Origin of the sequence: Micromonospora sp. C95 (genome assembly GCF_018070465.1) — a bacterium.
Lineage (GTDB): Bacteria > Actinomycetota > Actinomycetes > Mycobacteriales > Micromonosporaceae > Micromonospora.
Window position 1 is genome coordinate 101,006 of sequence record NZ_JAGPXT010000005.1, and the last position, 21,809, is coordinate 122,814.

Here is a 21,809-nt window from a genome sequence, read left to right on the forward strand (position 1 = left end):
CAGATGTTCGCGGTAGCCAGCTCACTCCAGCTCGGCGAGCAGCCGCTGCACCTCGTGCTGTTCCGGAACGTCGAGCTGCCGGAACAGAGCCAGCGCCCGGGTCCAGTGCGAGCGGGCCTGGTTCGGGTCCGTCGCGCGCAGGCAGCGGGCGATACCGTCCAGGGCCTCGGCCTGCTGATGCCGGAAGTCGGCTTTGGTGGCGTCCTCCAACACCCGGTCAAACAGGTTCCGGGCGCTGCGCACGTCGCCCTGTTCCAACAGCGCCCGAGCCAGCAGAGTCTGCGACGTGAACTGGCCCATCCGGTCGCCGGCCTGAGTGACCAGGGTCAACGCCTCCCGGTGGAACCTGGCCGCCAAATCCGGGTGCCCGGCCTCCCGCTCGATCCTGCCCAGATCGTTGAACACCTCGCCCTCGTTCGACCAATTGCCCGTCTGTCGATGCAGTCGCATCGCCGTTCGCAGCAGTCGGCGGGCAGGCTCGACGTCGCCCATCCGGTGGCGAACCGCGCCGATGTGACCCAATGCGTTTGCCAGCTGCCAGCGATCGCCCAGTATCCGGCTGAGCATGAGATGGTTGCGACTGCCCCGCAGCGCCTCCTCGTATCGTCCCCAGTGCAGGAGTAGATAGCTGACGTTGTTGAGCAGGATCGCCAGTTCGGCGGGCCGGTCGGCGGGCCGCAGCAGTCGCCCGGCCTCGTCGTAGGACTCCAGGCTGCGTTGTTTCTCCCCGGCGCCGAGATAGGCGCTACCGAGATTCCACACAATGCTCGCCAGCTGTTCCCCGGGCCGCTGCCGGCGACCCAACTCGACCGCCTGCCGAAGGAGCCGGATCGCGTGCGGAAACTGGGCTCTGCGGAACGAGACCGAGGCGAGATAGTTGAGCATCAGGGCCATCGCCCACTCGTCGCCCAGCACCTCGGCGGCCCGCAGCCCGGCATCGTGCATCTCGGTCAGCTCATCGAGGTACCCGCCGGTGAAGAAGGGCCACCAGCAGGCGCGCGCCAGCTGCCAACAATGCCGGGGAAAGGATCTTTCGGCCGCCCGGCACAACACGACCAAGGTGCCACGGTTCTCCTCGAACCAGGCCCGCCCCGGCTCGGCGGCCACCGACAGGAGGTCGGGGCGCAGCGGATCTGGCGGAGTGAAGTTTCGTAGGCTGCCGTACGACTCGAACTTCCGCGCGATCTGTACGGCCACGTCAAGGTGGTGGTGCAGCAACCGGCCCAGGCCATCGTCACGCTCGGCGCGGTTGCTCGGCTCGTCGAGCAGCCTACGGGCGTACTCACGGACCAGGTCGTGCAGCCGGTACCGGCCGGGCTCCGGCTCCTCGATCAAGTGCGCGTCGACAAGTTCGTCGAGTACGTCCTGCGCCTCACTCAGCGGCAGTTCGGTAAGCGCGGCGGCGACGGTCCTGTCGTAGCGTCCGCCCGGATGCAGGCCGAGCAGCCGGAACATCCGCTGCGCCAGCGGTGGCATCTGGGCGTACGACAGGGCGAAGGCCTCACCGACGGAGCGCTGCCCAGCCGCCAACTCGGCCAGCGGGTCACCGGCGTCGCGTAGCCGCTCGATCAGATCGCTGAGTTGCCAGCGGGGGCGATGGGCCAGGCGGGCACCGGCCAGCCGGATCGCCAGGGGAAGGTAGCCGCAGCGGCGCACCACCTCGGCAGCCGCCGACGGCTCCGCCGCGACGCGCGCCGCGCCCGCCACCTTGCCGAGCAGCTCGACCGCTTCCGCCGGATCGAGCAGCGTCAGCGAGTGGGGACGCCCCTCGTCGAGCCCGACCAGGCGCCGGCGACTGGTGATCAAGGTCAGGCTGTCCGCCCCGGTGGGCAGGAGCGGGGTCACCTGCTCGGCGTCGGCCGCGTTGTCGAGCAGCAGCAGGACCCGTCGTTCGGTCAGCTCGGAACGCCACATCGCGAGCCGGTCGTCCGGGTCCAGCGGTACCCGTTCGGGTGTGACGCCGAGTTGCCGCAGCAGGGACGCCACGGCGGCGGTGACGGCCAGCGGGGTTCGGGTGCTGTGGCCATGCAGATCGAGGAAGAGCTGTGCGTCGGGGTACCGATCTGCCAGCCCGGCCGCGAGGTGCACCGCGAGGGTGGTCTTGCCGCTGCCCGGCATCCCGTCGAGCAGCAGGACCCGGGCCTGCTCACCCTCGATCTCCTTGATCAGCCGCGAGATCACCTCCTGGCGTCCGGTGAAGTCGCTGATCCCTCGGGGCAGCGTCCGCACGGGTGGGCTCGGCAGTTGCCTGGGCCGGGCGAGGAGCAGGTCGCCCGCAAGCATCCGCTGGTGCAGGTCCTGTAACTCGGTGCCGGGATCGAGGCCCAGCTCCTCCGCGTACAGCCGGCGGCCGTCCTGGTAGACGGCGAGGGCCTGGGCCTGCCGGCCGGCGCCCCCCAGGGCCAGCATGAGCTGCCCCCGCAGCCGCTCCCGCAGGGGTTGCCGCTGCACCGCCTCGGTAAGCTCCTCGATCAGCTCGGCAGCCATCCCAAGCTGCAACTCGATGTCCACACAGTCTTCGAGGGTGTCGATGCGCCGTTCGTCCAGGGTCTGGGCCCGCATCTGCACGACGCGGCTGGGGACGCCGTCGAGGGCCGGCCCCCGCCAGAGCGCCAGCCCGGCCCGGTAGTGACGGGAGGCGTCGACGAGCCGGCCGGCGGCGAGGGCGTCCCGTGCCAGCCGCACCTCGTGCGCGAACACCTCGGCGTCGAGTTCGCCGGTGTCGGTACGGACCACGTAGCCGGCCGGGTCGGTGACAATCGTCTCCGCCGGGATACCCAGGCTCACGAGACGCTGTCGCAGGCGGGAGACGCAGGTCTGCAGCTGGGCGCGGGCGGTGACCGGCGGATCTTCCTCCCAGACCGCGTCGACCAGTTCCTCGACCGGCACGACGCGGTTCGCCCGCAGCAGCAGGACCGCGAGGACGACCCGGTCCCGACCTGCGGTGACGGTGGCCGCTCCCCCGCCCACCCGCAGGGGACCCAGGATCTGGAACCGCATCCGTACTCCCGCCCCGCACTCGTGGCAACCACAGCAGGGTAGCGGCCGAGTCACCCGCCGTCCCATCGACGTGAGAGCGACATGAGAGTGGATCGACAGCGGCATGTCGCACACTTCGTTCGGTTGCCGCTCCGGCGGCAATCAACGGGGGCGGTGCGCCCGCTCTGCTGAGCGGGCGCACCGATAGCGTGACTCGTCCGCCGTCAGCTACGGCCGATGGTGAGGACCGGCTTGGTGACCTCGGCGAAGAAGTCGTTGCCCTTGTCGTCGACGACGATGAAGGCGGGGAAGTCCGCCACCTCGATCTTCCAGACCGCCTCCATGCCGAGTTCCGCGTACTCCAGGACCTCGACGTGCTTGATGCAGTCCTGGGCGAGCCGGGCCGCCGGGCCGCCGATCGAGCCGAGGTAGAACCCGCCGTGTTGCTCGCAGGAGCGGGTCACCTGCGCCGACCGGTTGCCCTTGGCCAGCATCACCATCGAGCCACCGGCGGCCTGGAACTTCGCCACGTACGCGTCCATCCGGCCGGCCGTGGTCGGGCCGAACGAGCCGGAGGCGTAGCCCTCCGGGGTCTTCGCCGGGCCGGCGTAGTAGACGGCGTGGTCACGCAGGTACTGCGGCATCGGCTCGCCCGCGTCCAGCCGCTCGGCGATCTTCGCGTGCGCGATGTCCCGGGCCACCACCAGCGGGCCGCTCAACGACAGCCGGGTCTTCACCGGGTACTTGGACAGCTCCGCGCGGATCTCGTCCATCGGCCGGTTGAGATCGACGCGGACCACCTCGGTGGTGTCGAGCTGCGCTTCGGTGACGTCCGGCAGGTAGCGGGCCGGGTCGGTTTCGAGTCGCTCCAGCCACACGCCCGACGGGGTGATCTTGGCGACTGCCTGCCGGTCGGCCGAGCAGGACACGGCGATCGCCACCGGGCAGGACGCGCCGTGCCGGGGCAGCCGTACCACCCGCACGTCGTGGCAGAAGTAGCGGCCGCCGAACTGCGCGCCGATACCGAAGTTGCGGGTCAACTCCAGCACCTCGGCCTCCAACTCCAGGTCCCGGAAGCCGTGCGCGGTCATCGAGCCGGCGGTGGGCAGGGCGTCGAGGTACTTCGCGGAGGCGTACTTGGCGGTCTTGAGGGCGTACTCGGCGCTGGTGCCGCCGATCACCACCGCCAGGTGGTACGGCGGGCAGGCGGAGGTGCCGATCAGCCGCAGCTTCTCCTCCAGGAACTGCATCATCCGCGTCGGGTTCAGCAGCGCCTTCGTCTCCTGGTAGAGGTACGACTTGTTGGCCGAGCCGCCGCCCTTGGCCATGAAGAGGAACTTGTACGCGTCCGGGTGGCCGTCCGGGTCCTCGGCGTACAGCTCGACCTGCGCGGGCAGGTTGCTGCCGGTGTTGCGCTCCGCCCACATGGTCAGCGGGGCGAGTTGCGAGTAGCGCAGGTTCAACCGGGTGTACGCCTGCCACACGCCCCGCGAGATCGCTTCCGCGTCGGTCCCGTCGGTGAGCACGTGCCGGCCCCGCTTGCCCATCACGATCGCGGTGCCGGTGTCCTGGCACATCGGCAGCACCCCACCGGCGGCGATGTTGGCGTTGCGCAGCAGGTCCAGCGCGACGAACCGGTCGTTCGGGGAGGCCGCCGGGTCATCGATGATCGACCGCAACTGGGCGAGGTGAGCGGGGCGCAGGAAGTGCGCGATGTCGTGCATCGCCTCGGCGGTGAGCGCGGTCAGGGCGGCCGGTTCGACGGTCAGGAACCGGCGACCACCCGGGCCGTTGACCACATCGACGCCCTCGTCGGTGACCAGGCGGTAGTCCGTCTGGTCCGGCCCGGTCGGCAGCAGCGGAGCGTACGCGAAATCGGCGCCACTCACGACGGCACTCCGCTTCGCTCCGTGCCGCCGTGAGGCACCACCGCACTGCACCGATGATTCGCTCGCTGCCGCTCGCTCATGACGGCAAAGCCTAGGGCAGAGAGTCTGGTCCGTCCCACCCGCCGGGGGGCGCGCTCATTTACGGGGGTCAGGTGCGGCGCACAGCTCGTTCTTGGGACCGCAACTGTCCTGCGGCTGCGGCGCCGCGCCGCTGCCGGCGGGCCCGGGGTTCGCCCCGTCGGCCGCACCCGGCGTGCCGCCGGCGGTCGCACCGAAGCGGACGTACCCGATCTCCCGGCCCTCCCCGATCACCATGCCGGCGGGCCCCACCGCCAGGGCGTTCGCCGAGGTGCGCAGCACGGCCAGTTCCCGCCCGGTACGCGGATCGAGCGCGACCAGCCGGTTGGGCTTCTCGTCGGCGACGATCGCCGCGTACGGGGTGAGGGCGGCACCCGCCTTGTTTCCCGCCGGCCGCTTCCACCGGGTGCGCTCGGCGCCGAGTTCTCGGGCGGAGACGGCAGCACCGTCGGCGGTGCGGACCAGCGCGTACCGGTCGTCGACGGCGAGCACCCGTTCGCCGTTCGCGGTGACCAGCAACAGTCGCCCGTCGTACCCGTCGAGGACCGCCTCCCGGCCGTCCGGCGATACGCCGAGCAGCACGTTGCGGGCACCGTACGGGTCCTCCCGCTGCACGCAGCCGGCGCTGTCTGCGGTGCGGAGGTTGAGCCCGGACTGCTGCCACGCCTCCTGGCCGGTGGCCGAGTCCCGACCGGAGACGGCGTAGTAGCAACTGCCGTCCTGCGACCGGGCGGTGATCCGCAACAGGCGCCCACCGATCACGGCGAGCCGCTCCTCCCGGCCGGGTTCGACGTTCTGGAGCACCCGGCCGGTGGCGGTGTCCACCACGTGCACTCGGCCGTCGACCGGGAAGCCGAGCAGCGGCGGTACCGCCTCCGGGCCGGCCACCTCGCCGTCGATCCGGTGGCTGGTGAGTCGCCGGGTGTCGAGCAGGTTCGGGTTGTCGGCGAGCAGGCCGGTGCTCACCCCGGGCAGGAAGGCGGTCCACAGCGGCGCGGTCCCGCGCGGGTCCCAGGCGCTCAACGTGCAGTCGGTGGCCTCCACGCAGCGGGCGTCCAGCAGCAGGTTGCGGTAGGTCCAGACGGCCACCGCGTCGTCGTCGCGGCGACGGGTCACCCCGGTGGTCGGGTCGAGCACCTCGTACCCCTTGACCAGCAGCTTGCCCACGACGACGACGGCTTCCTGCCCGGCGCCGGTGACCGCGCTCCAGTCGGCCTTGCGCTCCCAGAGCTGGGTGCCGGTGGCCAGGCTGCGGGCCTCCACCCGGGTGCGCTGCTCGATCACCACGGTCTCCCCGGCGATGGTGACGCTGCGCGGGGTGCCACCGATCCGCTGCTGCCAGACCACGTCCGGCTGGGAGATCGGTTGGGGCCGGTTGACCCAGTCCCACATGGTGGGGAACGGGTTCCAGACTCCGGTAGCGGCGAGCACCACCACCGTGATCAGGCCGAGCAGGAGCCAGCTTCGTACGCCGAGGCCGCTCCCCTTCGCCACCGGAACACGGTAGCCATCCGCGCCGAGCACCGCCCGCACCGCCCCGCGTGTCGCGCCGGGAAGATCGCGTGGGCGACCCCACCGGCCGTCGCGCGGACCGTGGGGTCGACTCAGCGGTCAGCGGGCACCGTCGCAGCGGGCTCGGTCGGCGGGGGTTCCGCCGGGAGGGCCGGAGAGCGCCGGCCGTCGGGAGCGAGGACCGGCCACAGGGTCAGCGTCGCGACGAGCGAGGCAGCCCCGGCGCCCGCCATCACCACACCCGGGGCGAGCACCTCGCTCAGCGCGCCGGCCCCGGCGGCGGCCAGCCCCTGCGCCGCCATCATGCCGGTGTTGACCAGGCCGAACGCCTGCCCCCGGCGCGCCTCGGGTACCGCGTCGAGGAACCGCCGGGCCAGTCCGAGCTGGTAGGCGAAGCCGGCGGTCGCCACTGCGAACAGGGCCGCCGCGGGCAGCAGCGCCGGCCGGGCCAGGAAGGCCAGCATCGGTACGCCCAACAGCAGCGCGAGCCACGGCGTCAGGCGTTCCCGCCGGGCCGGTGCCACGAACCGCCCGACCAGCAGGTCACCGACGAGCATGCCGCCCGCACCCGCCATCAGCAGGACGCCGGCGCTGGCACCCGGCCCGAGGTCGGCCGCGTACGGCACCGCCACCCCCTCGGCGCCGACCAGCAGCGATCCGGGCAGCCACTGAGCGAGCAGCAGGCCACGGATCCGGCGATCGGCCAGCAACCGCCGGTTCACCCGCAGGGTCTCCCGGAACGCGCCCGGTTGCCGGCCGGCAACCGGGCGGCGGGCGCGGGCGGGACGAGGAGTCAGCCCGAACCGCACCAGCAACGCGGAGAGGCCACAGGTCACCGCGGTCAGCCAGAGCGCGCCGTACGGGCCGACCAGCCCGAGCAGCAGACCACCGACGGCGAAACCGGCCACCTGCGTGCCGCCGGAGGCCACGGTGAGCAGCGAACGACCCAGCACGTACGCGTCGCCGTGCAGCACCTCGGGCAGCAGCGCGGTGCGGGAGGCGCTGCTCACCGGCCCGAACAGGGCCACCACGGCGACCAGGCCGAGCATGGCCGGCGGGGAGAGCGCACCGGTGGCGAGTACCACCACCACGGCGAGCCGCACCAGGTCGTAGCCGACGATCAGGGTGCGGGCCGGCCACCGGTCGGCCAGGGCCAGCAGGAACAGCCCACCCAGCGCGTGCGGCAGGAACCCGGTGACGTACGCGAGCGCGGCCAGCAGGCCGGAGCCGGTGCGCTCGTAGACGAGGACGGAGAGGGCGAGCATCTTCACCGTCTCGCCGATGATGAAGATCCCGTAGCTCGCGAAGATCGCCCGGAACTCGGCGACGGCGAACACGTCCCGGAAGGTGGCTGGCCGGTCGGCCAGGGCCGGACCGCCCATGCTGGTGTCGTTCACGCCAGTCAGCCTGGTGGGCCCGTACCGGAGCGCTCTATCCTTTCGCTGGAGAACGAAAGGTCGGACGATGCGGATCGAGGTCACCCCGGCGGACGTGGCGGCCAGCCGGTACGCCATCTCGCCACTGGGCGAGGCGGTCTGGGCGCTGCGGGTGCACGCCGGCCAGCACGCCGTACCGGGGCTGGCCCCCTGGGTGGCCCGTACCCGGCCGGTCTTCGAGCAGCTGCGCCGGGACTGCCCGGCGGTGGGCGCGCTGATGGCGCTGCTGCGCCGGGGTGGCTACAACGCCGACTTCATCCAGCCGCCCCCCGGCGGCATCGGCCGCACCTTCGCCGACGAGCTGGCCGTGGTCCGGGCCACGCCGCTCGGGCAGGCCCGCGACGAGCTGTCCCGCAACCTCGCCGGACTGCCCACCCCACCGGCGTACGCCCGCCGCATCTACGACGCGCCGGATGTCGTGGACCGGCTGGCCGACGCGATCGAGGCGTCCTGGACGGCCCTGGTCCAGCCGGACTGGCCGCGACTGCGGGCCGTGCTGGAGCGGGATCTGGTACATCGCGCGGGCCGCCTGCTCGCGTACGGCTGGGGGGCCGCCGTGGCGGACCTGGACCCGAGGCTGCGCTGGGTCTCCGGCGGCGGCCTCGGCGCGATCGAGGTGGCCGACCGTGACTCCCGCAGCTACTCGCTCGGCGGTCAGGGGCTGCTCTTCATCCCCACGGTCTTCGGGATGATGATCAATTACGTCGAGCCGCCGTGGCCGTTCGCGATCGTCTACCGGGCCTCCGGGGTGGCCGAACTGCTCGGGCCGCCCGACCCGGGCCGCCCCGAGGATGCGCTGGACCGGCTGGTCGGGCGGTCCCGGGCGGCGGTGCTGCGGGCGCTCGCCCTGCCCGCCACGACCAGCCAGCTCGTCGTGCAACTCGGGATGAGCCTGGGCGGCGTCGGCGACCACCTGTCGGTGCTGCGCGACACGGGCCTGATCACCCGGGTCCGCTCCGGCCGGTCGGTCCGCTACCGCCGTACCCCGCTGGGCGACACGCTTGCGGAGAACTGACCGGACTCACCGCACCGCCGAGCGCAGCAGTGGCAGGACCCGGTAGGGGATCTGCTCGGCGAGCGCGATGATGGTGGAGGCGCGGGTGATCCCCTCGTACGCCACGATCTGGTCGATCACCCGTTGGAGGTCGGTGTTCGAGCGGGCCACGATCCGGCAGAGCAGGTCGCCCGAGCCGGTGATGGTGTGCGCCTCCAGCACCTCGGGGATCGCCGCCAAATGCCGGGTGACCGGGTCGTGCCCGTGCCGCTGGCTGATCTCCAGGGTGACGAAGCTGGTCACCGTGAAGCCCAGCGCGGCCGGGCCGAGATCCGGCCCGAACCCGGCGATGACCCCCCGCCCGACCAGCTTGTCGAGCCGCGCCTGGACGGTCCCCCGGGCGACCCGAAGCCGGCGCGAGCACTCCAGCACGCCGATCCGGGGTTCCTCGGCGAGCAGTTCGATGAGTCGCACGTCCAGCTCATCGAGCTGAGCAATCTGACCAGTGTTCATGCGTGAACACCATACCGTTTGCGCAACCTGACCAGCGTTCGCCGCGAGGGTTGCCCAGTGCGGCCGGTCCCCGCGATGCTCGGCACACAGCACACGATCCCGTCGGCCCACCAGGCCGGCCGGTACGCGAGGGAGGCCACCATGACCCAGGCGATCGACCGACCCCAGCCGACCGAGGAGGTGGACGTCGACGCCCTCGTCGGCGCCGTCGACCACGACACCAGCAAGGACCCGTTCCCGGTCAAGGGCCTCGACCACGTGCGCTTCCTGGTGGGCAACGCCAAGCAGGCCGCGCACTACTACTCCACCGCGTTCGGCATGACCTGCGTCGCGTACCGGGGGCCCGAGCAGGGCTACCGCGACCACGCCGAGTACGTGCTGACCAGCGGGTCGGCGCGGTTCGTGCTCACCGGCGCGGTACGCCCGGACGCCGAGGGTGCCGATCACGTCTCCCGGCACAGCGACGGCGTCAGCGACATCGCGCTTGAGGTGCCCCACGTCGACGCCGCGTACGCGCACGCCACCGCGCAGGGCGCGACCGGCCTGGTGGAGCCGCACGACGTGACCGACGAGCACGGCACCGTACGACTGGCCGCCATCGCCACCTACGGCGACACCCGGCACACGCTCATCGACCGGTCCCGCTACCAGGGCCCGTTCCTGCCCGGCTTCGCCAGCCGGGGCCCGATCGTGGACCGGCAGCCGATGATCGACGCCGGGGTCCAGCCGAAGCGCTTCTTCCAGGCCGTCGACCACGTGGTCGGCAACGTGGAGCTGGGCCGGATGGACGAGTGGGTCGACTTCTACCGCCGGGTCATGGGCTTCACGAACATGGCCGAGTTCATCGGCGACGACATCGCCACCGACTACTCGGCGCTGATGAGCAAGGTCGTCGCGAACGGCACCCGCAAGGTGAAGTTCCCGCTCAACGAGCCGGCCATCGCCAAGAAGAAGTCCCAGATCGACGAGTACCTGGAGTTCTACCGGGGCCCCGGTGCCCAGCACATCGCCGTGGCCACGAACGACATCCTGGCCAGCGTGGACGCGATGCGGGCGGCCGGCGTCGACTTCCTGGAAACCCCTGACTCGTACTACGACGACCCGGAGCTGCGGGCCCGCATCGGTGAGGTACGCGTACCGATCGAGGAACTCAAGTCCCGCAAGATCCTGGTCGACCGGGACGAGGACGGCTACCTGCTGCAGATCTTCACCAAGCCGGTGCAGGACCGGCCGACGGTCTTCTTCGAGCTGATCGAGCGGCACGGCTCGCTCGGCTTCGGCAAGGGCAACTTCAAGGCGCTCTTCGAGGCCATCGAGCGGGAGCAGGAGAAGCGCGGCAACCTGTAACACTGTCGAGCGTGACCCAGCCCCCACCCCACCCCACGTCGCCGGCGGGCGGCGGCGCACCGATCGGTGGGCCGCCGCCCGCCGCCGGTGACGCCCCGCCGCCCACCGGCCTCCCGCCGCAGTACGCCCCACCCCCCGCGGGTTGGGCCGGCAGACCACCCCCACCGGGCGTCCCCGGTGGCCCGCCGCCGGGCTGGCCTCCGGGTCAGCCGCCCCCGCAGTGGGCTGCCGGACCGCCACCGCCGGTCCTGGGGCCGGGTGGGCAGCCGCTGGCCAGCTTCGGTGACCGGCTGCTGGCGTACCTGATCGACACGGCCATCGCCGGCGCTGCCCTGTTGGTGGTGTTCGTGCCGCTTCTCGTGATCTTCATGGCCCGGGTCCTGGCCATGGATCCGGAGACCGACCCGGACGGCACCGTGACGGAGCCCGGGTTGTTCGTCGTGGAGATCCTGTTGCCGATGCTGCTGCTCCAGGCCGCGTCCATCGTGATCATGTTCGGGATCTACTGGCTCTACCACGTGGAGTACCTCAAGCGAACCGGGCAGACCTTGGGTAAGAAGGTGCTGAAGCTGCGGGTGGTCCCCCTCGACCCGACCCGCACCCTCGACCGTCGGACGGCCGGGAAGCGGTACCTCGTACAGTTCGTCGGCGGCTCCCTGGTGCCCGGTGGCAGTTACGTCGACGGCCTCTGGCAGTTGTGGGACAAGCCCTGGCAGCAGTGCCTCCACGACAAGTTCGCCGGCACCGTCGTCGTTAAGGTGTCGAGGTGACTGAGCGCAGCGAGGCCGCGCCGTGAGCGTGGCACCCGGTTGGTACGTCGACCCCGCCGACCCGGAAACCCGCAGATACTGGGACGGTGAGGGGTGGATCGGTGCGCCCATCCCGGTGGACGCCACGCCGCCCGACGGCCCACCCCCGCCCGAGCCGGAGCCGGCACCGGAGCCCACCTCGCCGGTGTCCACCTCGGCACCACCCGCAGCCGACCTGCCCTCCGGCGGCACCCCGTCGGCCACCTGGCCGCAGGGCCCGCCGACCGGGCAGCTGGGCGGCGGGGCGCCACCGGGTTGGCCCGGCGGTCAGGGATCTACGGGCGCGCCGCCGGCCTGGCCGACAGGTGACACGCCGCAGGGGCCGCCGCCCGGCTGGCCGTACCCGACCTGGCCTGGACGTCCGCCGGCCCCTCGCCCACACGGGATGCCGCTGGCCTCGTTCGGTGCCCGGCTGGCGGCCCGGCTGATCGACTTCGGCGTCGTCTTCCTGCTCAACGCCCTGGTCAACGGCTGGTTCGTCTGGCGCTATCTTCAGGAACTCTCGGCACCACTCGACGAGTTCTGGCGCCGGGTGCAGGACCAGGACCGCACCACCGAGCCGCTGCCCGCCGCCGGCGACCAGGCCGGCGCGCTGGTGGTGACGATCCTGCTCATCGCCACCTCGCTCTGGCTGGCGTACGAGGTGCCGTCGATGGCCGCCCGCGGGCAGACCTTCGGCAAGCGGCTGCTGCGGGTCCGGGCGGTGCCGATCGAGGCGGACCGGCCGCTGGGCTTCGGCCGGGCGCTGCGCCGCTGGAACACCCTCGGCCTGCCCACGCTGCTCTGGTACTGCTGCGGCCTCGGCCTGCTGCTCCAGTTGATCGACGCGCTCTCACCGCTGTTCGACCATCCGCTACGGCAGGCACTGCACGACAAGCGGGCGCAGACCGTCGTGGTTCAGCTTCCGCGTACCCCCGACGACCGCGCCAACCCCCCGGGAGAGATCTCATGACCGACCGAACACACCAGGCCGGGGTGCGGCTGACCCGCGCCGACCTGGACGCGCTGCCCAACTACGTGCCCGGCCGCAGCCCGGCCGACCTGGCCCGTGAGCTGGGTCTGCCCGAGGCGATCAAGCTGGCCAGCAACGAGGTGCCGTACGGCCCGCTGCCCGGTGTGGTGGAGGCGGTCGCCGAGGCGGTCGCCGGAGTGCACCGCTACCCGGACATGGGCGTGGTCGCGCTCCGCCAGGCGCTCGCCGAGCGGTACGGGGTGGACGTCGACCGGGTGGCGACCGGCTGCGGCTCGGTGGCGCTGGCCGAGCACCTGGTCCGCGCCACCTGCCTGCCCGGCGACGAACTCGTCTACTCGTGGCGCTCCTTCGAGGCGTACCCGATCATCGCGGCGACCAGCGGCGCGACGAGTGTGCAGGTGGCCAACGACGCCGGGCACGGGCACGACCTGGCGGCGATGGCCGCGTCGGTGACCGACCGCACCCGGATGATCCTGGTCTGCAACCCCAACAACCCGACCGGCACGGCGGTACGCCGGGCCGAATTGGACCGCTTCCTCGACGCCGTACCGGACGACGTGCTTGTGGTGATCGACGAGGCGTACCGGGAGTTCGTCACCGACCCGGAGGTGCCGGACGGGCTGGACTACGCCGACCGGCCGAACGTGGCGGTGCTGCGTACGCTGTCCAAGGCGTGGGGGCTGGCCGGCCTGCGGATCGGCTTCCTGGTCGCGCAGCCGCAGGTGGCGGCGGCGGTCCGCAAGGTCGTCACGCCGTTCTCCACGAGCATGGCGGCACAGGCGGGCGCGTTGGCCGCGCTGGCCCAGGCCGACGAGGTGCGTCGGCGGTGCGCGCTTGTGGTGGCCGAACGCGAGCGCGTCGGCGAGGCGTTGAGCAAGCTCGTTCCCGGCGTGCCGGCCAGCCAGGCCAACTTCGTCTGGCTGCCGCTTGGTGACCGGTCCGTGGAGTTCGGCAAGGCGTGCGAGTCGCGGGGCGTGATCGTTCGTCCGTTCCCCGGCAACGGGGTGCGGGTCACCATCGGCACCCCGACCGAGAACGACGCCTTCCTGGCGGCAGCCGAGGCCGCCCTGGGCTGACGCCCGGACGCACCGAGGAGCTACCGGGCCGGTCCGCCATCCCCCAGCGGACCGGCCCGGAGTCTCCTACCCCTGCGGCACCGGCTCCCGCTGTTGCGACCGCCGCCGGTACGCGAGGCCGAACAGCAGCGCCAGCACCAGCCCGGAGGCGACAAGTCCGCCGGCCAGCACCGTGCTCGACCGGTCGGCGCTGGCCGCCGCCGGGATGGTCGTGCCGCCGAAGCTGACCGTGCCGCTGGCGCTGCGCTTCGTCCAGCCGCTGGCCAGGTCGAGCTTTGCCGACCAGGGCCCGTCGGGCAGGCGAGGGTCGAGCGCGATACGGACGGTGGTGCTGCCGTTCAGCGGCAGCGTCGCGGCCTCGACCCGGACCGGATCGGCGGACAGACCACCCGGTCCGTCGGTGAGCCGGAGTTCGCCGGCCAGGTCGAGCGCCCGCTTGCCGGTGTTGCGCACGTCGGCGGTGACGACCGGCGTGCCGTCGGGCTCCCGCAGGCCGGTCAGCGGCCCGATCTCGAAGCCGGACGGCGGCTCGCCGCCGGGACCCACCGAGAGGTAGACCCGGATGCCGGCGCGACCCACGTTGCGGATCTGCTGGCCGTCCGTGCCCGAGATCTCGGCCCAGACCACCGCGTACCGCTCGCCGGCTTCGGCGGCGCGCGGCACCCGGATGGTGACAAGCGCCTCCGCCTCCTCACCGGCGGCCAGCGCCTCCTCGCCGGGCTCCACCCTGATCCAGCTGCTCAGCTCGTTCTCGGTCCGGTCCGGCGCGATGACGAAGCCCTTCTTCGTCACCGCCGCCGCGGCGGCGTAGAGCGCGACCTTGCGCTGGACCTCAGAGGAGTTCTTGACCACGATGCGTCGCTTGATCGTGGTGCCGGGCTTGACGTGGTCGACGATGTACTTGTGCGCCCGGGAGTCGTCGCGGCGGTTCAGCGGCGCGTCGAGCAGGCGCACTCCGACCGAGACGGCGGGGCCGCTGGGGCTCGGCGAGGCGCTGCCGCTCGGCTGTGGCGATTTGGATCGGCCGTCCCGTCGGTCGGCCGCCGGCACGTCGACGACGTCGGGCGGAGCCGGTTCGGCGCGGGCCACCGCCCGGGGCACCGGCACCGCCCCGGCTGCGGTCGACGCCGGCGCCCCGGCCGCGACCAGGACGGTCACGGCCAGGGCGAGGGCGCTGACCCGGTCATGCCACCGAATGGGTGATCACCCCCGAGTACGAGCCACCGACCGCTCCCCCCGGGATGGTGATCCGGATGTCCGGTGCCCAGGTCGCGGAGTTGTTGCCGGAGCCGGAGGTCTTGGAGAAGGCGACCCGCGACACGTTCAGCGTGACCGCGTCGGCCTGGGTCGGCTGTCCGGGCACGAAGGTTCCGGTACCGGTCGTCTCGATGGCGCCGCCGGACCAGTACTCGACCAGGTTCGGCAGGATCGTCTCCTCCGGCGTGCCAGTGCCGGTGGTGAACGAGCTGCTGGTCACCGTGGCCGTCCAGATGGCGTTCAGGGCGGCACGGCTGTCCGTGACGGTGACATTGCCCAGTTCGCCAGTGATGGAGTTGCCGGCGAACGCGGCGCCGAGGTTCACCGACGCCGGGACGGAGATGTCCAGGTTCGCGGTGGCGACCGTGAAGGTCACGATGGTGTCGCCGGACGGGGCGGCGGCGGCGGGTGCCGCCAGGGCCACCACAGCCGCCGCGGCGGCGGTCAGGGTAAGAAGTGGCTTCCTCATGCCGGTCACGCTAGAACCCCGAAACCGGCTATATACGTCATTAATAGGCAAATCACTCATCAGGTGACAGAGTGGGTGATGGTGCCCCGATAGGTTCCGGCCACGATCCCGGTCGGCACGACGATCCGGAGGCTCGGGTTCCAGGCGACCCGGTTGTTCCCGTTGCCGGAGGTCTTCCGGAACGCCTGACGGGTCACGTTCAGCGCCACCGCCTGCGCCTGGGTGGGCTGACCAGGCACCAGCGTGCCGCCACCGGTACTCTGCACCGCCGGCCCCGACCAGTAGAAGACCGAGGCGTTGGAGATGGTCCGCTGCGCCCCACCCCCGCCGGTGGTGAAGACGGTGGCGGAGACGGTGGCCACCCAGGTGTTCGGGTTGACCGGGCCACGGAAGTCCGTCACCTCGACCCGTCCCAGCGACCCGGTCAGCACCCCGCCGACGAAGGCGGTGCCGAGGTTGACCGTCGCCGGCACGGTGATGTCCACCCCCGGCGTCGCGGCCAACTGGACGGTCCGCCCGACCGGAGCAGCGGCCTCCGCCGGAGCGGCACCGACGAGAATAATGATCACGCCCAGCAGGGCTGCCAAGAGACGCACAGTGGGACTATAAGTAACTTATGTCCGTTTTGTCGATCTGACCGCACCGCTGATCGTCACGTCGCGGCGACGATCAACGATTCGGCGGTCAGGTAGTACCGCTGGTCGTCAGCGTCAGGATCGACCGGCCGGCGCAGCCGCTCCACCACCACGAACCCGTCGGCCGCGTACGCATCGCCCGGTGCCCAGCCGGTACCGTCGGAGCCGATGTCGAGAACGAAGCCGGACAGTCGCGTGCCGGTGACCGGGTCCAGCGTGACGAGTTCGTTCGCCTCGGTGAGCAGGTGCACCCGACCGGGCTGCACCGCGATCACCCGACCCGGGCCCATCTCGACCCGCCAGCGTTCCGCACCACCGGGAACGGTCTCGCCGATGACCACCCCGTCGACCAGGCGCACCGCCGTCCCGTCCACCAGTTCGGTGCCCGCACCGTCGAGCGCCGGCACCTGGACCGGATGCTCCGGGCCGAGCAGCCAACCCTGCGCGGGGCCGTCGCCGGGGCGGGCGGTGCGCAGCCCGGCACAGCCGTCACCGTCCGGCCGGCAGCCGAGCAACGTGGTGGTCAGCTCGTCACCGGCGTCCGGCGGTCGCCACCTGGCCGTCACCACGCCGGTCGCGGTGTCCCGAAACTCCACCACCGCCGGCCCGTCGCAGTCGTCCACGGTCAGCAGCCGACCACCGGAGCCGACCCCGACCGGCTCACGGCAGCCGGCGCGCACCGCCGCCCGCCACAGCGGCCCACCGTCGGCCAGGTCGACCGCCTGGACCGCACCGTCGCCGGAGCTGACGACCACGTGGCGGCCGTCGGTGGTCCGGCTCACCGCGAGGCCGCTCGGCTGCCAGACGACGGCCGTGCCGGTGCGTCGCGCCACCCGCTCCGCCGCCGGCTCCGGCCCCTCCGCCCGCCAGGCCACCCGACCGGTACGCGCGTCGATCGCCACGAGCTGCCCGTCCGACCACCGGCTCACCACCGTCGTTCCGCTCGCCACCACCGCGTCCAGGCTCGCCGGCCAGCGCCGGAAGGACCAGTACGGGGTACGTCGGCTGCGGCTGTCGACCGGTTGGTCGGCGTACACCTGCCGAGGGGCGGCATACACCCGTAGCCGGCCGTCGACGATCAGCGGAGCAACCGGCAGGCGACCGGTCACCCCCGGGTCAGGCAAGCTCCGCGCCGGGTAGTCGTCCCGGGCAGGGGTGCTCACCTCCGCCGGCGCCAGGACCCGGTACGCGATGACCCCGGCCGCCGCGGCGACACCCACCGCCGCCACCGCCGCCACGACCCGCCGACGACCCGCCGCCCACCCCATGCCGCACCTCCGCACGGCACCCTACCCAGGGCAGCGCCATGGCCAGCGGCGCGGGAGTGGGTCTGCTGCCGCCTCCGGGCCCACCCCTGGCCCCGAGGCCCTGCCAGGCCCACCGCCCACCGCCCACCGCCCGCCGAGCCGAGGAGCCGCCGAGCCTGCCGAGCCGAATTCGCCGCTGGCTCGTCGCGACATGCGGCATCCCGCGGCCTCTCGATGGGCTGAGGCCACTGCTTGCCGCAACTCGCGAGAACAACACCCGCCCGGTTCCGAGCCGGAGCGGGCGTGGGCGGCGGCGGTCAGGCGGCGTCGGCGTGGTGGGCACTGGCCGCGGCGGCCAGGGCGGCTATGTCCTGCCGCAGCACCCGCTCTGCCGCTCGCACCGCCAGCCCGCCGAGCAACAGTGCCAGCGCCCGGGTGGTGGCCGCGGCCGGCTGAACCCGCACCGTCACCGTCACGGAGGCGTAGCGGCGTCCACGACGATGGAAGTCTCGTAGCGCCCAGGTGATCCGGTAGTCGACTCCCGCACCGGGCGAACCGAGGACCAGCCGCCGGGGCGGCTCGGCGGCCAACACGACGAACTCCTCGGCCATCACGCCGCCGCCCGGTCTGGTCCGGAGCTCCCGCCAGGACGTACCCGGGCCGAGCGGACCCGGCGTCAGCAGTTGCACGGGTCGATCACCGCACCTGGACCGGGACAGGTCGGTGAGCACCCGCCACAGCTCGGCTGCGGATGCCGCGACCACCCCGTTGACCGCAACGGTCGACATGCCACCTCCCGTGGCACCGACGGTACGCGGCGTGAGCATGGCTCGGGGTCCCCGTACGGAGAATCCTCCGCCGGAGACCCCTGCTACGGGCATCAGCCGACGAACCGACCATCCCGGATCGCGTCGACGAATGCGGTCCAGCCCGGTGGACTCACCACGAGCACCGGTCCGGTCTGGTCCTTCGAGTCGCGGATACCCACCACACCGTGCACGGCGGCCAGGTTGTCGGCCACCTCCACGCAGAGACCCTGGTCGTTGGAGCGGCTGCTGGTCCGCCAGACCGCGTCCACGAGATCGTGCATCGTCGTCATCTCCCTCAGTTCTCGACGTTGCGCCAGCCGGAACCGGGCCGACCGGAAAGGGGGGCACCGGTCGGCCCGGCGCGGCATGGCGACGGAATTCCGAGGCGATCAACGAAGACGGTGACGGTCCTTGATCGCACCCGCTGTGCGATCAAGGACAGCTGTCGGGTTCAGGTCAGTTCGACGGCAGGACGGTGCCCGTGACCTCGCCCAACGTGAGGGTGGTGCCGTCCGGGCCGGGTGCGGTGGCGGTGATCGTCACCGTGTCACCATCGGCCAGGAAGGTGCGTTCCGTCCCGCCCACGGTGACCGGCTCGGTGCCGCCCCAGCTGAGTTCCAGGAACGAGCCCACCTGGTCGCGTCGAGCGCCGGAGACGGTGCCAGAGGCGTAGAGGTCGCCGGTGCGCAGCGAGGCACCGTTGACGGTCAGGTGCGCCAACTGCTGGGCGGGGGTCCAGTACATGCCGGCGAAGGGCGGCTCGCTCACCGCCTGCCCGTTCCAGATCACCTTCAGCCGCAGGTCCAGCCCCCGGTGCGGCTCGTCGCGCAGGTAGTCGGCCACCGGCGGATCCTGCGTCGGGCCGGCGACGAACGCCTCCCGCAGCGCGTCCAGCGGGGTGACCCAGGCGGCGACCGAGGTGGCGAACGACTTGCCGAGGAACGGCCCGAGCGGCTGGTACTCCCACGCCTGGATGTCCCGCGCCGACCAGTCGTTGACGAGCACCACACCGAAGACGTGATCGGCGAAGTCCTCGGCGGCCACCCGGCGGCCGAGCGGGCTCGGCACGCCGACCACGAACCCGACCTCGGCCTCGATGTCCAGCCGCGCGGACGGGCCGAACGTCGGCCCGTCCGGGCTGGGTCGCTGCCCCTGTGGGCGCACCACCGGGGTGCCGGAGACCACCACCGTGCCGGCCCGGCCGTGGTAGCCGATCGGCAGATGCTTCCAGTTCGGCAGCAGCGGCGGCTGGCCGGGACGGAAGATCAGGCCGACGTTCGACGCATGGTGTTCCGAGGAGTAGAAGTCGACGTAGTCGGCCACCTCGAAGGGCAACTCCATCCGCACCTCGCCCACCGGCACCAGCAGCGGCTCCACCGCCGCCCGGTGCGCCGGGTCGGTGAGCAGCTCGGTGATCCGATCCCGCACCGCGGTCCACTGCGGGCGCCCGAGTGCCAGGAACGCGTTGAGCGTCGGCCGGCGCAGCGCCCCACCGGCCAGCACCAGCTCCGCGGCCTCCGCGCCGGCCAGGTCCAGCACCAGATCGCCGACACGTACGCCGATTCGCGGTTCGTCGTCGCCCACCCGGAACACCCCGTACGGCAGGTGGTGCACGTCGTAACCGGAATCCGCCACACCCGGCACCCAGCTCGCCAGCCGATGCTCGCTCATGCCTCGAAGCCTCCGTTCACCAGCCCGAGCCGGACCAGATCGGTAAGTGGTTCCACGATGCTGCACGACCCGAACCCCACCCACAGCGGACGCGCCGCGTCGTACCGGCCCTCGACCGCCTGCACCAGCGGGCGCTCGTCGCGCACGGTGAGCAGTTCGGCGACGGCACCGACGGTCGCGCCGTCGGCGGCGGCCAGGGCCGCGGCGAGCACGTTGCCGAACCCGTGGTGGGTGAAGCCGGTCTCCGGGTCCACGTGCCGCACCGCGTGGTGCAGCCCGGCGGTCAGCTTGAACGGCAGCCTCCGGTCCCGGCAGGCACAGATCACCGCGGCCAGTTCGGCGGGCGTCGGGAACAGCTCGGCAGCCAGCCCACCGGTGCGGAACTTGGCGGCGACCGACACCCCTCGGGCCCGCGCATCGGCGATCACGTCCAGCGCGCCCATCAGACCGAAGGTGAGCGGGATCTCCGCGTAGACAGCAACGCCGTCCAGCCGCTCGGCCAGCTTCACCAGCTCGGTAAGGCCAGGTTGCGGGTCCTCGCCCCGGCGGGCGACCGGCGCCTCGACCTGCCGAGTGGTCACCCCGAGCGCGGGCAGCAACGACAACGCGACGGGCAGCCGGTCGAGACCGGTGTCACCGATCAGCCCGATGGCGAAGCCCTCCTCGGGGTCGACCAGACCGCTCAGCGCGCCCGCCGTGATCGCCGAGGCGGGCAGCAGCAGCGGGCCGACCAGGTCGGCGTACCACGCGGCGCGGTGCCGCCGGTGGGCCGTGACGGCCTCGGACAGCGGCGCGTTGCCCGGCGGGAAGACTGCGGCGTCGTCGACCAGGCCGGCGACAAGAGTGGGCGGCTGCGTTGACACGAGACAAGAATCTACGGGACGCTTCAAGAAGCGGACAACAGCGTCCGATTATCGGACGCGCAGCGGACCGGGAGGGCGAGATGCCGTACTACCGCAGCGTCGGCGAGCTGCCACGCAAGCGCCACACCCAGTTCCGGCAGCCGGACGGCAGCCTCTACACCGAGGAGCTGATGGGGCAGGAGGGCTTCTCCTCCGACTCGTCCCTGCTCTACCACCGGTACGCCCCGACCGCGATCGTCGCCGCCGAGGAGTTCACCCCGCCGGCCGTCGCCCGGATGCCGAACCTGCCGCTCAAGCCCCGGCACCTGCGTACCCACAAGCTCGACGGAACCGGCGCCGACCCGGTCCTCGGCCGGCGGTACCTGCTCGCCAACGACGACGTGCGGATCGGCTACGTCGTGGCCGACCGACCGTCCCCGCTGTTCCGGGACGCCACCGGCGACCACTGCCTCTACGTCGAGGCGGGCACCCTGCGGGTCGAGTCGACGTTCGGGGTACTCGACGCGGTGGCCGGCGACTACGTGATCATCCCGACCTCGACGGTGCACCGCCTGGTGCCCACCGGCGACGCACCGGCCCGGGTGCTCGCGGTGGAAGCCTCCGGGCACATCGGCCCGCCCAAGCGCTACCTCTCCGTACGCGGCCAGTTCCTGGAACACTCGCCGTACTGCGAGCGCGACGTCCGGGGACCGGACGCCCCGCTGCTTGTCGACGGCACTGACGTCGAGGTATTGGTCCGTCATCGGCGCGGTTGGACGCGACATGTTTTCGCCAACCACCCGTTCGACGTGGTCGGGTGGGACGGGCACCTCTACCCGTGGGCGTTCTCCATCCACGACTTCGAGCCGATCACCGGCCGGATCCATCAGCCGCCACCGGTGCACCAGACCTTCGCCGGCCCGAACTTCGTGATCTGCTCGTTCGTGCCCCGCAAGGTCGACTACCACCCGGACGCCATCCCGGTGCCGTACCACCACCACAACGTCGACTCCGACGAGATGCTCTTCTACACCGGAGGCAACTACGAGGCGAGGCGTGGCTCCGGAATCGAGCAGGGCTCCATCTCGCTGCACCCGTCCGGCTTCACCCACGGACCGCAGCCAGGCGCGGCGGAACGCGCCATCGGCGTGGACTTCTTCGACGAACTGGCGGTCATGGTCGACACCTTCCGCCCGCTCGACCTCTGCGACGCCGCGACGGAGTGCGAGGACGACGGATACGCCTGGACCTGGGCCCGCCGCCCCTGAGGTGG

At 72.1% G+C, this 21,809-nt stretch carries 19 protein-coding genes; 6 read left to right on the forward strand and 13 right to left on the reverse strand.

Annotated elements, in window-relative coordinates; translation table 11 throughout:
• Positions 1 to 21: 21 nt before the first annotated feature.
• From KBX00_RS08295 to KBX00_RS08310, 4 genes are all read right to left on the reverse strand, one after another.
• On the reverse strand, positions 22 to 3,000 hold the full coding sequence (locus tag KBX00_RS08295) for a BTAD domain-containing putative transcriptional regulator (RefSeq protein ID WP_210824951.1): 2,979 nt from the start codon (positions 2,998 to 3,000) through the stop codon (positions 22 to 24).
• A gap of 203 nt (positions 3,001 to 3,203) precedes the next feature.
• Complete coding sequence (locus KBX00_RS08300) at positions 3,204 to 4,868, reverse strand: fumarate hydratase (RefSeq protein ID WP_210824953.1); 1,665 nt, start codon at positions 4,866 to 4,868, stop codon at positions 3,204 to 3,206.
• Positions 4,869 to 5,003: 135 nt separating this feature from the next.
• Entirely contained in the window at positions 5,004 to 6,440 is a 1,437-nt protein-coding gene (locus KBX00_RS08305; RefSeq protein WP_210824956.1) for a PQQ-binding-like beta-propeller repeat protein, read from the reverse strand.
• Positions 6,441 to 6,550: 110 nt separating this feature from the next.
• Complete coding sequence (locus tag KBX00_RS08310; protein ID WP_210825259.1) at positions 6,551 to 7,840, reverse strand: MFS transporter; 1,290 nt, start codon at positions 7,838 to 7,840, stop codon at positions 6,551 to 6,553.
• Positions 7,841 to 7,922: 82 nt separating this feature from the next.
• On the opposite strand from KBX00_RS08310, the gene KBX00_RS08315 reads away from it, so the two are divergent.
• Positions 7,923 to 8,909 (forward strand): helix-turn-helix domain-containing protein, encoded by a 987-nt coding sequence (locus KBX00_RS08315; RefSeq protein ID WP_210824958.1) that lies wholly within the window; start codon positions 7,923 to 7,925, stop codon positions 8,907 to 8,909.
• A 6-nt stretch (positions 8,910 to 8,915) separates the two neighbouring features.
• Here the strand turns inward: KBX00_RS08315 and KBX00_RS08320 are convergent, their stop codons facing one another.
• Positions 8,916 to 9,401: an Lrp/AsnC family transcriptional regulator gene (locus KBX00_RS08320; protein ID WP_210824960.1), complete on the reverse strand. Its 486-nt coding sequence runs from the start codon at positions 9,399 to 9,401 to the stop codon at positions 8,916 to 8,918.
• Between the two features lie 141 nt (positions 9,402 to 9,542).
• Here KBX00_RS08320 and hppD point away from each other — a divergent pair, with 141 nt between their 5' ends.
• The 4 genes from hppD to hisC are packed head-to-tail and all read left to right on the forward strand — an operon-like array spanning position 9,543 to position 13,606.
• Positions 9,543 to 10,748, forward strand: coding sequence for a 4-hydroxyphenylpyruvate dioxygenase (gene hppD / locus KBX00_RS08325; protein WP_210824962.1), 1,206 nt, complete (start codon positions 9,543 to 9,545; stop codon positions 10,746 to 10,748).
• Positions 10,749 to 10,759: 11 nt separating this feature from the next.
• Positions 10,760 to 11,518 (forward strand): RDD family protein, encoded by a 759-nt coding sequence (locus KBX00_RS08330; protein WP_210824964.1) that lies wholly within the window; start codon positions 10,760 to 10,762, stop codon positions 11,516 to 11,518.
• A gap of 22 nt (positions 11,519 to 11,540) precedes the next feature.
• Positions 11,541 to 12,509: an RDD family protein gene (locus KBX00_RS08335; RefSeq protein WP_210824966.1), complete on the forward strand. Its 969-nt coding sequence runs from the start codon at positions 11,541 to 11,543 to the stop codon at positions 12,507 to 12,509.
• Positions 12,506 to 13,606, forward strand: a complete 1,101-nt coding sequence (gene hisC, locus KBX00_RS08340; protein WP_210824968.1) for a histidinol-phosphate transaminase — start codon at positions 12,506 to 12,508, stop codon at positions 13,604 to 13,606. Before KBX00_RS08335 ends, hisC begins: the two co-directional genes overlap by 4 nt.
• 66 nt (positions 13,607 to 13,672) lie before the next feature.
• Here the strand turns inward: hisC and KBX00_RS08345 are convergent, their stop codons facing one another.
• The 8 genes from KBX00_RS08345 to KBX00_RS08380 all read right to left on the reverse strand — a co-directional run bounded on the left by KBX00_RS08345 (position 13,673) and on the right by KBX00_RS08380 (position 20,557).
• The gene (locus KBX00_RS08345) at positions 13,673 to 14,764 is read right to left on the reverse strand and encodes a hypothetical protein (RefSeq protein WP_210824970.1); all 1,092 of its coding nucleotides are present in this window, start codon (positions 14,762 to 14,764) and stop codon (positions 13,673 to 13,675) included.
• Between the two features lie 25 nt (positions 14,765 to 14,789).
• Positions 14,790 to 15,332 carry a hypothetical protein gene (locus KBX00_RS08350; RefSeq protein WP_210824972.1) on the reverse strand — a complete coding sequence of 181 codons (543 nt, stop codon included), beginning with the start codon at positions 15,330 to 15,332 and terminating at the stop codon, positions 14,790 to 14,792.
• 59 nt (positions 15,333 to 15,391) lie between these two features.
• Positions 15,392 to 15,928 (reverse strand): hypothetical protein, encoded by a 537-nt coding sequence (locus tag KBX00_RS08355; RefSeq protein WP_210824974.1) that lies wholly within the window; start codon positions 15,926 to 15,928, stop codon positions 15,392 to 15,394.
• Between the two features lie 56 nt (positions 15,929 to 15,984).
• A complete protein-coding gene (locus tag KBX00_RS08360; protein WP_210824976.1) occupies positions 15,985 to 17,235 on the reverse strand; it encodes a PQQ-binding-like beta-propeller repeat protein in 1,251 nt (416 codons plus the stop codon).
• Between the two features lie 296 nt (positions 17,236 to 17,531).
• Positions 17,532 to 18,002 (reverse strand): SRPBCC family protein, encoded by a 471-nt coding sequence (locus tag KBX00_RS08365; RefSeq protein WP_210824978.1) that lies wholly within the window; start codon positions 18,000 to 18,002, stop codon positions 17,532 to 17,534.
• Positions 18,003 to 18,094: 92 nt separating this feature from the next.
• On the reverse strand, positions 18,095 to 18,304 hold the full coding sequence (locus KBX00_RS08370; protein WP_210824980.1) for a DUF397 domain-containing protein: 210 nt from the start codon (positions 18,302 to 18,304) through the stop codon (positions 18,095 to 18,097).
• A 175-nt stretch (positions 18,305 to 18,479) separates the two neighbouring features.
• Complete coding sequence (gene fahA, locus KBX00_RS08375; protein ID WP_210824982.1) at positions 18,480 to 19,694, reverse strand: fumarylacetoacetase; 1,215 nt, start codon at positions 19,692 to 19,694, stop codon at positions 18,480 to 18,482.
• Positions 19,691 to 20,557: a hypothetical protein gene (locus KBX00_RS08380; protein WP_210824984.1), complete on the reverse strand. Its 867-nt coding sequence runs from the start codon at positions 20,555 to 20,557 to the stop codon at positions 19,691 to 19,693. Before KBX00_RS08380 ends, fahA begins: the two co-directional genes overlap by 4 nt.
• A gap of 80 nt (positions 20,558 to 20,637) precedes the next feature.
• Here KBX00_RS08380 and KBX00_RS08385 point away from each other — a divergent pair, with 80 nt between their 5' ends.
• Positions 20,638 to 21,804: a homogentisate 1,2-dioxygenase gene (locus KBX00_RS08385; RefSeq protein ID WP_210824986.1), complete on the forward strand. Its 1,167-nt coding sequence runs from the start codon at positions 20,638 to 20,640 to the stop codon at positions 21,802 to 21,804.
• The last annotated feature ends 5 nt before the right edge of the window (positions 21,805 to 21,809 follow it).